The following is a 13,188-nucleotide window of genomic DNA, read 5'->3' as shown; positions in this document are numbered from 1 at the left end:
TCAGCCCTCAGTTCAGACCGTATTTACGGATGGTTTTCTTGACCACCAAGATGCGGTCGGGGTTGGCCGGATGCGTGCCCAGAAAGGCGTCCCCCGGATCCGGGATGGCATCGAAGAACTGGACCCCGATGCTGGGACGATAGCCCGCCAGATGGGTAATCACCGTGCCCAGCGCATCCGCTTCCAACTCAAACGCCTTTGAATAGCTGCGCGCGCCCACCACAGCGCCCACATACTGCGCATTGGCGATTTCCTCCGGCGTGCCCCCTTCAAGCGAGACCAGCTCTCCCAGAAACACGGCCCCCTGCACGGCATTGCGCCGCTGCTGGTCCAGATGGCCGAGGATATGATGCGCCACCTCATGGCTCATCACAAAGGCCATCTCGTCTGGATTCCTGAAGCTCTCCAGCATGGACGCCGTGAAGATCACCAGCGGACGCCCGCTGCGGTCCACCGACTGAAAGGCATTGGCAGGCGCCTTGGGGTCCATATCCAGTTGCAACTCGAAGTCACAGTTGCGGTTGGGATTGCGCTTGCGGCATTCGGCCTCGGCCACCGGCTCCACATCCTGCGCCACCGCGACAAAGGCGCGATAGGTCGGGTCGTCGGCGGTGATACCGGCACAGCCGGCAACCCACAGGACAATGAGAATCAAGAAACGACGCATGACATTCCACGGTTGAACACACTCAGGCTAGCCCGGTTCCGGGCGAGGGTGCAATCAACTGGCGCCGTTGGGCGTCCACATTCCGGTCCTGCCACCTGACGCGGCCCAAGATCATCGCTTGCCAGTGCCGCCCGGCCAGTGGCAAGCTGAAGACATGTTTACCATCGAGCATGAATTCGATTCCACGGTGATCACCCTCGTCGACGAGGGCAAGGCGCATCTGAACGAGGATGTGATCATCAACGCCTTTTCCGAATGTGTCACGGTTGAGCAATTCGACCCGCGCACAAACTCGGTTCAGCGCATCACCCTCTCTCCCGAGCAGCTGCAGGATCTTGCGGCCGCGCTCGACCTGCCAGAAGGCGTCTATCGGCTGGTGCTGGAAAAGAACAGCTGACGCCGTCCCCGTGTGGCTCCGGTCAAGGGACCGCCTGCGGTGGGGATCCAGCTGTCGCCATTGGCGTCAGGCTGCGCGCACCACAAATGTCTTGTCGCGGCTGGTCGCACCCCGTCTCAGCTCCAGCCGTGACGGCGCCAGACCCAGCGCGCGGGCCAGAAGCGCCTGCACATCTGCGGTCGCCTTGCCGCCCTCTGGCACGGCTGTCACCAGAACTTTGATGATATCACCCTGCCGCTGCACGGCATTGAACGCCGCCTTGGGCGTCACCCGCACCGTAATTTCAGCCCCAGCCACGGCGAGGTCGCTGAGGTCCGCCATTTGCCGCGCCTTCGGCTTTGCCATCGCCTGCTGCTCCTACCTGCTCGCCAGTCCATGTGCGCCGTGCACCCCATGTGCAAGGGCGCGGGGCACCCTGTGCGGGCCTGCCCGTGGACAGATCGCACCTGCTTCACTACACGCCGGACAGGACAGTTCCCAGCCCGGCCCCTGCATCGCAGAGGTGGCCAGATGCAAGGCGTCTTGCCTCTTGAAACCCACGCCACGCTGCCCGACATAGGGCAGGATAGATGTAATAAGGTTTTACATATGCCGCAACGCAATGATGCCGCCCTCGATTTTCTGCAAACCCGCCGGTCTCGCCCGGCCAAGACCCTGATCGCCCCGGCTCCCAGCCGCGAAGAGCTGATGCCCCTGCTCACCGCCGCCGCGCGCACGCCGGATCATGGCAAACTGGAGCCCTGGCGCTTCATCGTGGTGGAACAGGGCGCGATGGGACGCCTCGGCGATCTGACCGAAGCGGCAGGCGCGCGGCTCGGAAAATCCGCCGAGGATATCGCCAAGGCCCGCAGCCAGTTCGACCTTGGGCAGCTTGCCGTTGTGGTCATCGAGATCCAGAAGAGCAATCCCAAGATCCCGCCGCTGGAGATCACTTATTCCGCAGGTGCCGTCTGTCTGGCCTTGTTGAACGCGGCGCTGGCTGCGGGATGGGGCGCCAACTGGCTGTCCGGCTGGATGAGCCATGATCGCGGTTTCTGCGAGGCCGCCTTTGACCTTGCGCCGAACGAGCGGATCGCCGGGCTGATCCACATCGCCACCGAAGGCTCCGTGCCGCCCGAGCGCCCGCGCCCGGATCTGGAGACGATCACCACCTGGGTCGACGCATGATCTTTACCGCTTTTGGCAAGGCCCTGGGCCAGGTCGGGGACCCGCGCTTTCGTCGGGTGCTCCTGCTTGGCATCGGGCTGACCTTTGCGCTTCTGGTGGCCGCCTATGCCGCGCTTTTGATGCTGATCCAATCGCTGGTCGGGCAAGAGACCTCCCTGCCCCTGATCGGTGAGGTCACGTGGATGAACGACCTGCTGTCGGTGGGATCGTTCTTCTTCATGATGCTGCTGTCGGTGTTCCTGATGGTGCCGGTCGCCTCGGCGATCACCTCGATGTTCCTCGACGAGGTGGCCGCCGCGGTCGAGGCGCGCCACTATCCGCATCTTGCGCCCGTGCCGGGCCTTTCGGTCTGGGAAGGCGTCAAAGACACGGTGAATTTCCTCGGTGTGCTGATCACCGCCAACGTGCTGGCGCTGGTGCTTTACGCACTCTTTGCCCCGGCGGCATTGTTCATCTTCTGGGGGCTCAACGGCTTTTTGCTGGGACGTGAGTATTTCACCCTCGCCGCTGCACGCCGGGTGGGACTGGTGGAGGCCAAACGCCTGCGCCGACGCCATGGCGCAACCATCTGGGCGGCCGGTGTGCTGATGGCAATGCCGCTGTCGGTTCCGCTGGTGAACCTGCTGATCCCCATCCTCGGAGCGGCGACCTTCACCCATATCTTCCACGCCCTATGGCGTGCGGAGTGACCGCCTGAGATGCCAGCCAACCTGCGGGCGCGGCGATCAAATTTGATCCGGTAGCTACGACCTGCACGCCAGCGCCGCCCACCGCATCGTCACTTGCCACCGCATCGTCACTGACCCGATCCGGGTCCGGCCAGGTGATCCGCGCCGGGCCGTCAGGTCCGGCGCTCGGCCCAACGGGCGCGATGGCATGTTTCATGCCATCGCAACGGGCGGGAGAACGCCCCTCTCGCCGCTGATTTCTCGAATAATCCGATCAGGGACGGTCCGGCAGACGGTTGAGCCAGTCGAAATCGTTGACGCTGATGACACCGGACCAGATCACCCCGGCGATGATCGCCCAGAGCACAGCCGCCGCCCCGGTCGTGATCCAGGCCTTCTGCTTCAGGAAATGCCGCTCGGGCGCGCCAGCATGGGTGCCGGGCACCACCGCTCCGGCATCGCCCTGGGTCTCCAGTCGGATCGGGATCACCACCAGAAAGGTCATGAACCAGATGACCGCATAAAGCACGAGACCGGATGTGATACCCATGGGATGTTCCTTTCACGGGGCCAGAATGCAGGACAGCCTGCGGGACAATCAGTTCGGACACGTGGCCCGACAGGGGCCATCTAGTCTCAAACCTCTTCGAGTTCCACCAGGCAGCCGTTGAAATCTTTGGGATGCAGGAACAGCACCGGCTTGCCATGCGCCCCGATCTTCGGCTCCCCCGTGCCCAGCACCCGCGCGCCTTCCGATTTCAGATGGTCCCGCGCCGCCAGAATGTCGTCGACTTCATAGCAGATGTGGTGGATACCGCCCGCCGGGTTCTTGTCCAGAAATCCCTGGATCGGCGAGCCCTCCCCCAGCGGATAGAGCAGCTCGATCTTGGTGTTCGGCAGCTCGATGAAGACCACGGTCACCCCATGGTCCGGCTCATCCTGTGGCGCCCCCACGCTTGCGCCAAGCGCATCGCGATACTGTGCCATCGCGGCCTCCAGGTCCGGCACGGCAATAGCTACGTGGTTCAGTCGTCCGATCATGGCAGGTTCCCTCAGCATCCGAAACAATATGTCCCCGTAAAGATCAAAACCCTACGTTTCTTGCAAGCCCGCTGGCACACGCCAGAGATGTATATGACCGCGTCGAGACGTCACGTCGGCCCCTATTAAGAACTTGTTAGCCCAGATTCCATAGCGTCGGAGTATGTAATCAGTGAGGTCAGAACATGGACGATTCGGATCTTTTTGCCTCTGCGACCCGGCTGGGAAGTGGACGCCGCCCGCTTCTGGGTTTGACGATCCTTGTGGTAGAAGACAGCCGCTACGCCTGCGAGGCGATGCGCCTGCTGTGTTTGCGCAGCGGGGCCCGCATCCGCCGGGCCGACAGTCTGAAATCCGCCCGCCGACATTTGCAGGTCTACCGCCCCTCCGTGGTGATCATCGACATGGGCCTGCCTGATGGCTCCGGCGCCGAACTGATCGAAGCTCTGTCGGGCGCCTCGCGTCAGGTTGCCGTCATCCTCGGCATCTCGGGGGACGAAAACACTGAAAGCGCCGCTTTGGCCGCCGGTGCGGATGGTTTTCTGCCCAAGCCCATCGTCTCCGTCGCCGCGTTTCAGAACGCCATCCTCAACAACATGCCACCGGAGCGTCAGCCGATCGGCCCGCGCCCGATCACTGACGAGGCGGTCGAACCCGATATTCTCGCGTTTCGCGATGATATGGCACATGCGGCCGAAGTTCTCGACGAAGCCCGGGACGAAAAGACGCTGGACTATCTGGCCCAGTTCCTCGGCAGCGTCGCCCGCAGCGTCGGGGACTCCTCGCTGGCCACAGCCGCGACCCGTCTGGCTGAAACCCGCGAATCCGGAGGTCCGTTGGCCATTGAGACCGCCCATATTGCGGATCTCGTGCAAGAGCGGCTCCAACGCAAGATTGCGATCTGAGCCATGCTGCAGTCTCTTCTAATCGCTTCGCTGACGCTGGTCATCGTCTTGGTCGTGCAGGCTCGTCTAAGCTCCTCTGATGCAGAGGCCTCTCGTCATTCGATGCAGCCTCGACGCCCAAAAACGCGTTAGCCTGTGCTGCGCATTGCCTGTCCCAACAGACCAATCAGCGGGCCCGGCTCTTCCACTGGCAAAAAATAACGGTAGTCACTGCGCCCGGAATCGAGCGCCTCCTGCAATACGCCTTCGGGTGACAGGATCATTGAGCGCGGAATATAGTCACCATCCGGAGCGTAGGCTTGACTGATCTCCGGTTCCTGGTCCCGATCAACCAACACGAATATGAGGTTTCGAGAGAGCGCCTCTACGCGGCGCTCAAAGAAAACGGAACGAAATGCGCGACACGTCGGGCACCAGGTCGCGTGCACCAGCATGTAGATCGGCTTGCGTTCGGCCTGCGCCCGATCCAGCCCCTCACCGTAGCTGTGCCACGCAATACCCTCTGTGTTGAAAGACGCAGCACTGGCATCCGCAGAAACTGTCTCCGGCCAAAGAAAAGGGGCCGCCAAACTGGCAGCTCCCGTCACAATCTGTCGACGTCTAAGCATCAATCGTCTTGCGGGATCACCCGCAGGCCCAGCTCCATCAGCTGCTCTGCCAGCGGCTCGGACGGTGCCGCCATCATCAGGTCTTCGGCGCGCTGGTTCATCGGGAACATGATGACCTCGCGGATGTTGGCCTCATCTGCCAGCAGCATCACCATCCGGTCGATGCCGGCCGCGCAACCACCATGCGGCGGGGCGCCGTATTGGAACGCGTTGACCATACCGCCAAAGCGTTTCTCGACCTCATCCTTGCCATAGCCGGCAATTTCAAAGGCCTTGAACATGATCTCCGGCTTGTGGTTCCGGATCGCGCCAGAGACCAGCTCATAACCGTTACAGGCCAGGTCATACTGGAAACCGCGCACGGCCAATGGGTCGCCCTGCAGCGCCTCCATCCCGCCCTGCGGCATGGAGAAAGGGTTGTGTTCGAAATCGACCTTGCCGGTTTCTTCGTCCTTCTCGTAGATCGGGAAATCCACGATCCAGGCAAAGGCAAAGCGGTCCTTGTCGGTCAGGCCCAGCTCCTCGCCGATCACATTGCGGGCGCGGCCGGCAACGCTCTCGAAGGTCTTTGGCTTGCCGCCCAGAAAGAAGGCCGCATCGCCGACACCCAGACCGAGCTGCTGGCGGATTGCCTCGGTGCGCTCGGGACCGATGTTCTTGGCCAACGGACCTGCGGCTTCCATGCCGTTGCCCTGATCGCGCCAGAAGATATAGCCCATGCCGGGCAGACCTTCCTTCTGGGCAAAGGCGTTCATGCGGTCGCAGAACTTGCGGCTGCCGCCCGTCGGCGCGGGGATGGCGCGAATTTCAGTGCCGTCCTGCTCCAGCAGTTTGGCAAAGATTGCGAAGCCGGAGCCCGCGAAATGCTCAGACACCACCTGCATCTTGATTGGGTTCCGCAAGTCCGGCTTGTCGGAACCATACCACAGGGCCGCGTCCTTGTAGGAGATCTGCGGCCAGTCTTCGGCGGCATCAACCTTGCGGCCCTTGCCGAACTCCTCGAACACGCCCGCCATCACCGGCGCGATGGTGTCGAACACATCCTGCTGAGTGACAAAGGACATCTCGAGGTCGAGCTGGTAGAAATCGGTGGGCGAACGGTCGGCGCGCGGGTCCTCGTCGCGGAAACAAGGCGCGATCTGGAAATACTTGTCAAAGCCCGACACCATCATCAGCTGCTTGAACTGCTGCGGCGCCTGCGGCAAAGCGTAGAATTTGCCCGGGTGCAGACGCGAGGGCACCAGGAAGTCACGTGCGCCCTCGGGGGAAGAGGCGGTGATGATCGGGGTCTGGTATTCGTTGAAGCCACGATCCCACATGCGCTTGCGGATCGACTGGATCATCTGCGAGCGCAGCACCATGTTGTTCTGCATCTTCTCGCGCCGCAGGTCGAGGTAGCGATAGCGCAGGCGGGTTTCTTCCGGGTATTCCTGCTCGCCAAAGACCATCAGCGGCAGCTCTTCGGATTTGCCGAGCACCTCGATGTCGCGGATGAAGACTTCGACCTCGCCGGTCGGGATCTTCGCGTTGATCAGGCTTTCGTCGCGGGCCTTCACCTCGCCGTCGATGCGGATACACCATTCGGCGCGCACCTTTTCGATCTCGGCAAACACCGGGCTATCCGGATCCGCCATGACCTGGGTGACGCCGTAATGGTCGCGCAGGTCGATGAACAAGAGGCCACCGTGGTCGCGGACCCGATGGACCCAGCCGGACAGGCGAACGGTTTCGCCGACGTGGGATTTGTTCAACTCGGCGCAGGTATGGCTGCGATATGCGTGCATGGATCTGGTCTCTCTCGGCTGCGGCTGGCGAGATGCGGGGCATCATCGCCGGGCAAAATTCATCCGCACCCGTACACAGGGTTCAACCGGTCTTGTCAAGCAAACCGGGCCAATTGACCGACCTCACCGCCCTGTTTTGCACCACTGCAGCAGCGCGGGGGGCTCCCGCCCACGCGGGCCGCCCTGCACAGGCAGGGCAACACCTTGCGGTTGGGCCGCGCGCCGCGCGTTGCGCGGCGCCGCAGCCGGTCCCCGGCGGGGACCGGCTGCCCCCCTCCGCTCGGGCACCCTGTCTTACACATCCGTCGGGAAAGAGGCGCGTGTTTACGCGCCAAGCCGAGCCGGGATCTGCCCGCGCAGGGCGTTCATCAGATGGATCTGCCGCGCCTGCCGCAAATCATCCATCGTCAGAACCGCCTCGCGCAGCGCGCCGGCCTCCAGCAGGCTCTGACGGTAGATCCCCGGCAGACAACCGGAGGCCAACGGTGGTGTGAGCCTGTCGCCTTGCGCGGTGGTGAGGGCGATATTGGTGATCGTTCCTTCGCAAAGCTCCCCGCGCGTGTTGAGGAACACCATCTCCTGCACCCCAGCCGGAAGGTCGCGCCGCACCTGGTCATAGAGCGCCCGCCGAGTGGTCTTGTGCTGCAACATCGGGTCATCTGCCTCCAGCCGCGCCTCGGCGATGGCAAACCGCCACAAAGGTACGGCGGGCGGCATCGGAGAGGTCGCCAGATCCAGCGCGCCATCTGCCGCAAGGGTCATACGACAGCGCAGCGGCACCGAGCCACATAAGCCCGCCACCAAACGGCTGGCTCCTTTCGCATCGAAGGGGATGCCAAACGCCGTCGCAGACCGTGCCATCCGCGCCAAATGCAGATCCAGCCGCGCCACGCGCGCCCCCTGCCCCGGCACATAGCCGAAGGTCTCGATCAGGCGGAAATCGGGGTCGTCACCTGCGCAAAACGGGCTTTCCACAGCGCTTCCTCATATTCCGAGGCCGCGGTGCTGTCCCAGACCAGCCCGCCGCCGACGTTGAAAGTGGCGCGGTCGCCGTCCAGAAGCACGGTGCGGATTGCCACGTTGAATTCCGACCGGCCATCCGGCGCCGCCCAGCCGATGGAGCCGCAATAGATGTCACGGGCCCAAGGTTCCAGATCGCGCAGCACCTCCATGGCGCGGATCTTCGGCGCGCCGGTGATCGACCCGCAAGGGTACAGCGCGGCAAAGATCTCCGCCAGACCACAGCCCGCCGCCAGACGTGCCCGCACCAGCGACACCATCTGATGCACGGTGGTGTAGCTTTCGATCGCGAACAGCTCCGGCACATGCACCGATCCGGTCTCGGCCACGCGGCTGATGTCATTGCGCAACAGATCCACGATCATCAGGTTTTCCGCGCGGTTCTTCTCGTCCGCCTGCAGGAAATCGCGCCGCCGCGCGTCCTCTGCCGGATCGGCGCTGCGCGGCTGGGTGCCCTTCATCGGGCGGGTCTCGATCACGCCCTCACCCGTGGTGCGAAAGAACAGCTCCGGGCTGCGCGACAGGATCGCGGGCAAGCCCTCCTGCTCGATCAGGACCCCGTGGCCCACCGGCTGACGCTGTGCCAAGGCTGCGTATAGCGCCTCCGGACTGCCCCGGGCCGCGACATCAATGGGAAAGGTCAGGTTGGCCTGATAGATGTCGCCTGCGCCAATCAGCGCCTTCACCTGATCAAACGCCTGCGCATAGCGCGCCGCGTCCCAGCGTGGCACCGCCTCGCCAAAGCCTGCATCGCCCGCCCAGCGCGGAACCTCTGCCATCGCCGGCGCGCGGTACACCCCGAACTGCATCAACGGCAGACGCCGGCGCTCCGGCATCCGCGTCGAAAGCCGTGGCTCCAGCGCATAGCCCAGCTCATAGGAGGCATAGCCCGCAACCCAATAGCCCTCGGCGCGCGCCTCATCCAGGGCCGCCAGCGCATCCGGCACCTCCTGTGCGCAGGCGGCACGGATCATCCGCAGCGGCTCGGCAAATTGCGCCGCACCGCCGCCCTCACCACACACAGGGCCATTGTCAAACCGGAGTCGCACCGTCAAAGTCTCCTCACAGACTGTTGGAGCCCCGCATATAGCGGTTTGATCGCCTCGGGAAAGGCCCGAAAGCGGCAAATTGCGTTGCGGGGCCGATCCCCCTTGCACCTTTTGTCTCGCTCCCTATAACGCAGGACAATTTGGGCGCTGCCCGCGCCTGATTCAGACTGCCACCCGCATAGTTTTCCAAGAGGACGCCACGCCATGCCCAAAAGAACCGATATCCAGTCGATCATGATCATTGGCGCGGGGCCGATCGTCATCGGGCAGGCCTGCGAATTCGACTATTCCGGCGCTCAGGCTTGCAAGGCGCTGCGCGAAGAAGGCTACCGGGTCATTCTGGTGAACTCCAACCCGGCGACGATCATGACAGATCCCGGTCTGGCCGATGCCACCTATATCGAGCCGATCACCCCCGAGGTGGTCGCCAAGATCATCGAAAAGGAACGCCCCGACGCGCTCTTGCCGACCATGGGCGGGCAGACCGGCCTCAACACCTCTCTGGCACTCGAAGAAATGGGCGTGCTGGAGAAGTTCGGCGTCGAGATGATCGGTGCCAAGCGCGAGGCCATCGAGATGGCCGAGGACCGCAAACTGTTCCGCGAAGCGATGGACCGGCTGGGCCTGGAAAATCCCAAAGCCACCATCGTCACCGCTCCGACCAAGGACGACGGCAAGGCGGACCTCGACGCGGGCGTCGCCAAGGCACTGGAAACGCTTGACTATGTAGGTCTCCCAGCGATCATTCGCCCGGCCTTCACCCTCGGCGGCACAGGCGGCGGCGTGGCCTACAACCGCGAGGATTACATCCACTACTGCCGCTCCGGCATGGATGCCTCACCGGTGAACCAGATCCTCGTCGACGAGAGCCTTCTGGGCTGGAAGGAATACGAGATGGAAGTGGTCCGCGACAAGGCGGACAACGCGATCATCGTCTGCTCGATCGAGAACATCGACCCGATGGGCGTGCACACCGGCGACAGCATCACCGTGGCCCCGGCGCTGACGCTCACCGACAAAGAATACCAGATGATGCGCTCCGCCTCGATCGCGGTGCTGCGGGAAATCGGCGTCGAGACCGGCGGCTCCAACGTGCAATGGGCGGTGAACCCCGACGATGGCCGCATGGTCGTCATCGAGATGAACCCCCGTGTGTCGCGCTCCTCGGCGCTGGCGTCCAAGGCCACCGGCTTCCCGATCGCCAAGATCGCCGCGAAACTGGCGGTGGGCTACACGCTGGACGAGCTGGACAACGACATCACCAAGGTGACGCCCGCCTCGTTCGAGCCGAGCATCGACTATGTGGTCACCAAGATCCCGAAATTCGCCTTCGAGAAATTCCCCGGCTCCGAGCCCTTCCTGACCACGGCGATGAAATCCGTCGGCGAGACGATGGCGATCGGCCGCACCATTCACGAATCGATGCAAAAGGCGCTGGCCTCGATGGAATCGGGCCTCACCGGCTTTGACGAGGTCACCATCCCCGGCGTCACCGCCGGTCACTGGGAAAGCGTCGGTTCGGACGACAAGGCCGCGGTCATCAAGGCGATCAGCCAGCAAACCCCGGACCGGCTGCGCACCATCGCCCAGGCAATGCGTCACGGGCTGTCGAATGACGAGATCTTTGGCGTCACCAAATTCGACCCCTGGTTCCTGGCCCGCATCCGCGAGATCATCGACGCCGAGCGCGACGTTCGCAAGAACGGCCTGCCGATGCGCGAAGATGGCCTGCGCGCCCTCAAGATGCTCGGCTTCACCGATGCCCGCCTTGGCCTGCTGACCGGTCGTGACGAGGACAACGTGCGCCGCGCCCGCCACAACCTCGGCGTCAAGGCGGTGTTCAAACGCATCGACACCTGTGCCGCCGAGTTCGAGGCCCAGACCCCCTATATGTACTCCACCTACGAGAGCCCGATGATGGGCGAAGTCGAGTGCGAGGCCCGCCCCTCCGACCGCAAGAAGGTGGTCATTCTCGGCGGTGGTCCAAACCGGATCGGCCAGGGGATCGAGTTCGATTATTGCTGCTGTCACGCCTGCTACGCGCTGACGGACGCGGGCTACGAGACCATCATGGTCAACTGCAACCCGGAGACGGTGTCGACCGACTATGACACCTCGGATCGTCTGTATTTCGAGCCGCTCACCATGGAGCATGTGATGGAAATCCTGCGCGTCGAGCAGGACAACGGCACTCTGCATGGCGTGATTGTGCAGTTCGGCGGCCAGACCCCGCTGAAGCTGGCCAATGCGCTGGAGGCCGAGGGCATCCCGATCCTCGGCACCACCCCCGACGCCATCGACCTGGCCGAGGACCGCGAGCGGTTCCAGACGCTGGTCAACGAGCTGGGCCTGAAGCAGCCGAAGAACGGCATCGCCTCCACCGATGCGCAAGCTCTTGAAATTGCAGGCGAGATCGGCTTCCCGCTGGTGATCCGCCCCTCCTATGTTCTGGGCGGCCGCGCGATGGAGATCGTGCGCGACATGGATCACCTCAAGCGCTACATCAACGAGGCCGTGGTGGTCTCCGGCGACAGCCCGGTGCTCTTGGACAGCTATCTCTCCGGCGCGGTGGAGCTGGACGTGGACGCGATCTGCGACGGCACCGATGTACATGTGGCCGGCATCATGCAGCACATTGAGGAGGCCGGCGTGCACTCCGGTGACAGCGCCTGCTCCCTGCCGCCCTACTCGCTCGACAAGGACATCATCGAAGAGATCAAGGTGCAGACCTTTGCGCTGGCCAAGGCGCTCAATGTGGTTGGTCTGATGAACATCCAGTTCGCGGTCAAGGATGGCGACATCTACCTGATCGAGGTCAACCCGCGTGCCTCGCGCACCGTGCCGTTTGTGGCCAAGGCCACCGACAGCGCCATTGCCTCGATCGCCGCGCGGGTGATGGCGGGCGAGCCGCTGTCGAATTTCCCCAAACGCGCGCCGTATGAACCGGACGCGGGCTATGACGTCAACACACCGATGGCCGACCCGATGACGCTGGCCGACCCGAACATGCCGTGGTTCTCGGTGAAGGAGGCGGTGCTGCCCTTCGCCCGCTTCCCAGGTGTCGATACCATCCTCGGCCCGGAGATGCGCTCCACCGGCGAGGTCATGGGCTGGGACCGCAGCTTTGCCCGCGCCTTCCTCAAGGCGCAGATGGGCGCCGGCATGGTGCTGCCCGCGTCGGGGCGCGCCTTCATCTCGATCCGCGACACCGACAAGACCGAAGTGATGCTCGACACCGCCCGCATCCTGCTGGGTCAGGGCTTTGAACTGGTCGCCACCCGCGGCACCCAGGGCTGGTTGGCCGGTCACGGGGTGGCGTGTTCGGTGGTCAACAAGGTCTACGAGGGCCGCCCGCATGTGGTCGACATGCTCAAGGATGGCGGCATCCAGCTGGTGCTGAACACCACCGAGGGCGCACAGGCAGTGGAGGATTCAAAGCCGATGCGCGAAGTGGCGCTCTATGACAAGATCCCCTACTTCACCACCGCAGCTGGTGCCCATGCCGCCGCCCGCGCCATCCAAGCGCAGGCCGAGGGCGAGGTAGAGGTCAAAAGCCTGCAAGGCTGAGCCTCCATCGCATAAAGACAGACAGACGCCCCCGATCCGGGGGCGTTTTCTTTTGCCCTACAACGGCTTTGTCCGGTCTACGGCGGGCCAGGGACTGCCATAGCCGCACGGCAGGCACACCTGCATACGCGACGCGCCATATATGCTAGGAACGCATCAGACACGCGCGTGCTCTTGCTGATAGGTGCCCTGATGATGATCCGCCGCTTTCTCTGCCTCTCACTGTTTTTATCGCTGGCTGCATGTGATGTGCCCTTGGTGCCGCTGATCTGATCCCTCGCCGCGTTCGGTGATTTTTCGTACAATTGAATCAGA

At 63.4% G+C, this 13,188-nt stretch carries 13 protein-coding genes; 5 read left to right on the top strand and 8 right to left on the bottom strand.

Annotation, left to right across the window (positions count from 1 at the left end; translation table 11 throughout):
• Positions 1-7: 7 nt before the first annotated feature.
• Positions 8-667 carry a M48 family metalloprotease gene (locus R0J92_RS02505; protein WP_106162982.1) on the bottom strand — a complete coding sequence of 220 codons (660 nt, stop codon included), beginning with the start codon at positions 665-667 and terminating at the stop codon, positions 8-10.
• Between the two features lie 154 nt (positions 668-821).
• On the opposite strand from R0J92_RS02505, the gene R0J92_RS02500 reads away from it, so the two are divergent.
• Positions 822-1,064, top strand: coding sequence for a hypothetical protein (locus R0J92_RS02500; protein ID WP_106162983.1), 243 nt, complete (start codon positions 822-824; stop codon positions 1,062-1,064).
• Positions 1,065-1,130: 66 nt separating this feature from the next.
• Here R0J92_RS02500 and R0J92_RS02495 read toward each other — a convergent pair whose 3' ends face one another.
• Positions 1,131-1,409 (bottom strand): DUF167 domain-containing protein, encoded by a 279-nt coding sequence (locus R0J92_RS02495; RefSeq protein WP_411050606.1) that lies wholly within the window; start codon positions 1,407-1,409, stop codon positions 1,131-1,133.
• Between the two features lie 243 nt (positions 1,410-1,652).
• Between R0J92_RS02495 and R0J92_RS02490 the strand changes: the two genes are divergently transcribed.
• Entirely contained in the window at positions 1,653-2,231 is a 579-nt protein-coding gene (locus R0J92_RS02490; RefSeq protein ID WP_411050605.1) for a nitroreductase family protein, read from the top strand.
• A complete protein-coding gene (locus R0J92_RS02485) occupies positions 2,228-2,920 on the top strand; it encodes an EI24 domain-containing protein (RefSeq protein WP_411050604.1) in 693 nt (230 codons plus the stop codon). The genes R0J92_RS02490 and R0J92_RS02485 overlap by 4 nt, the downstream gene beginning before the upstream one ends.
• Positions 2,921-3,173: 253 nt before the next feature.
• Here the strand turns inward: R0J92_RS02485 and R0J92_RS02480 are convergent, their stop codons facing one another.
• Entirely contained in the window at positions 3,174-3,449 is a 276-nt protein-coding gene (locus tag R0J92_RS02480) for a DUF1467 family protein (RefSeq protein WP_106162987.1), read from the bottom strand.
• 86 nt (positions 3,450-3,535) lie between these two features.
• Positions 3,536-3,940: a methylmalonyl-CoA epimerase gene (mce, locus tag R0J92_RS02475; RefSeq protein WP_106162988.1), complete on the bottom strand. Its 405-nt coding sequence runs from the start codon at positions 3,938-3,940 to the stop codon at positions 3,536-3,538.
• Between the two features lie 185 nt (positions 3,941-4,125).
• On the opposite strand from mce, the gene R0J92_RS02470 reads away from it, so the two are divergent.
• On the top strand, positions 4,126-4,845 hold the full coding sequence (locus tag R0J92_RS02470; protein WP_106162989.1) for a response regulator: 720 nt from the start codon (positions 4,126-4,128) through the stop codon (positions 4,843-4,845).
• Positions 4,846-4,973: 128 nt separating this feature from the next.
• Here the strand turns inward: R0J92_RS02470 and R0J92_RS02465 are convergent, their stop codons facing one another.
• The 4 genes from R0J92_RS02465 to R0J92_RS02450 all read right to left on the bottom strand — a co-directional run bounded on the left by R0J92_RS02465 (position 4,974) and on the right by R0J92_RS02450 (position 9,306).
• Complete coding sequence (locus R0J92_RS02465; RefSeq protein ID WP_411050603.1) at positions 4,974-5,414, bottom strand: thioredoxin family protein; 441 nt, start codon at positions 5,412-5,414, stop codon at positions 4,974-4,976.
• A 38-nt stretch (positions 5,415-5,452) separates the two neighbouring features.
• Complete coding sequence (gene aspS / locus R0J92_RS02460; RefSeq protein ID WP_106162991.1) at positions 5,453-7,237, bottom strand: aspartate--tRNA ligase; 1,785 nt, start codon at positions 7,235-7,237, stop codon at positions 5,453-5,455.
• A gap of 324 nt (positions 7,238-7,561) precedes the next feature.
• Positions 7,562-8,212 (bottom strand): aminotransferase class IV family protein, encoded by a 651-nt coding sequence (locus R0J92_RS02455; RefSeq protein ID WP_411050602.1) that lies wholly within the window; start codon positions 8,210-8,212, stop codon positions 7,562-7,564.
• Positions 8,167-9,306 (bottom strand): aminodeoxychorismate synthase component I, encoded by a 1,140-nt coding sequence (locus R0J92_RS02450; protein WP_411050787.1) that lies wholly within the window; start codon positions 9,304-9,306, stop codon positions 8,167-8,169. Before R0J92_RS02450 ends, R0J92_RS02455 begins: the two co-directional genes overlap by 46 nt.
• A gap of 204 nt (positions 9,307-9,510) precedes the next feature.
• Here R0J92_RS02450 and carB point away from each other — a divergent pair, with 204 nt between their 5' ends.
• On the top strand, positions 9,511-12,873 hold the full coding sequence (gene carB, locus R0J92_RS02445) for a carbamoyl-phosphate synthase large subunit (RefSeq protein ID WP_106162993.1): 3,363 nt from the start codon (positions 9,511-9,513) through the stop codon (positions 12,871-12,873).
• Positions 12,874-13,188 lie beyond the last annotated feature (315 nt).

Source organism: Tritonibacter sp. SIMBA_163, from assembly GCF_046535935.1.
GTDB classification, from domain to species: Bacteria; Pseudomonadota; Alphaproteobacteria; order Rhodobacterales; family Rhodobacteraceae; genus Epibacterium; species Epibacterium scottomollicae.
The sequence above is the reverse complement of the archived record's forward strand: the minus strand, read 5'-3'. Positions and strand labels throughout refer to the sequence as shown.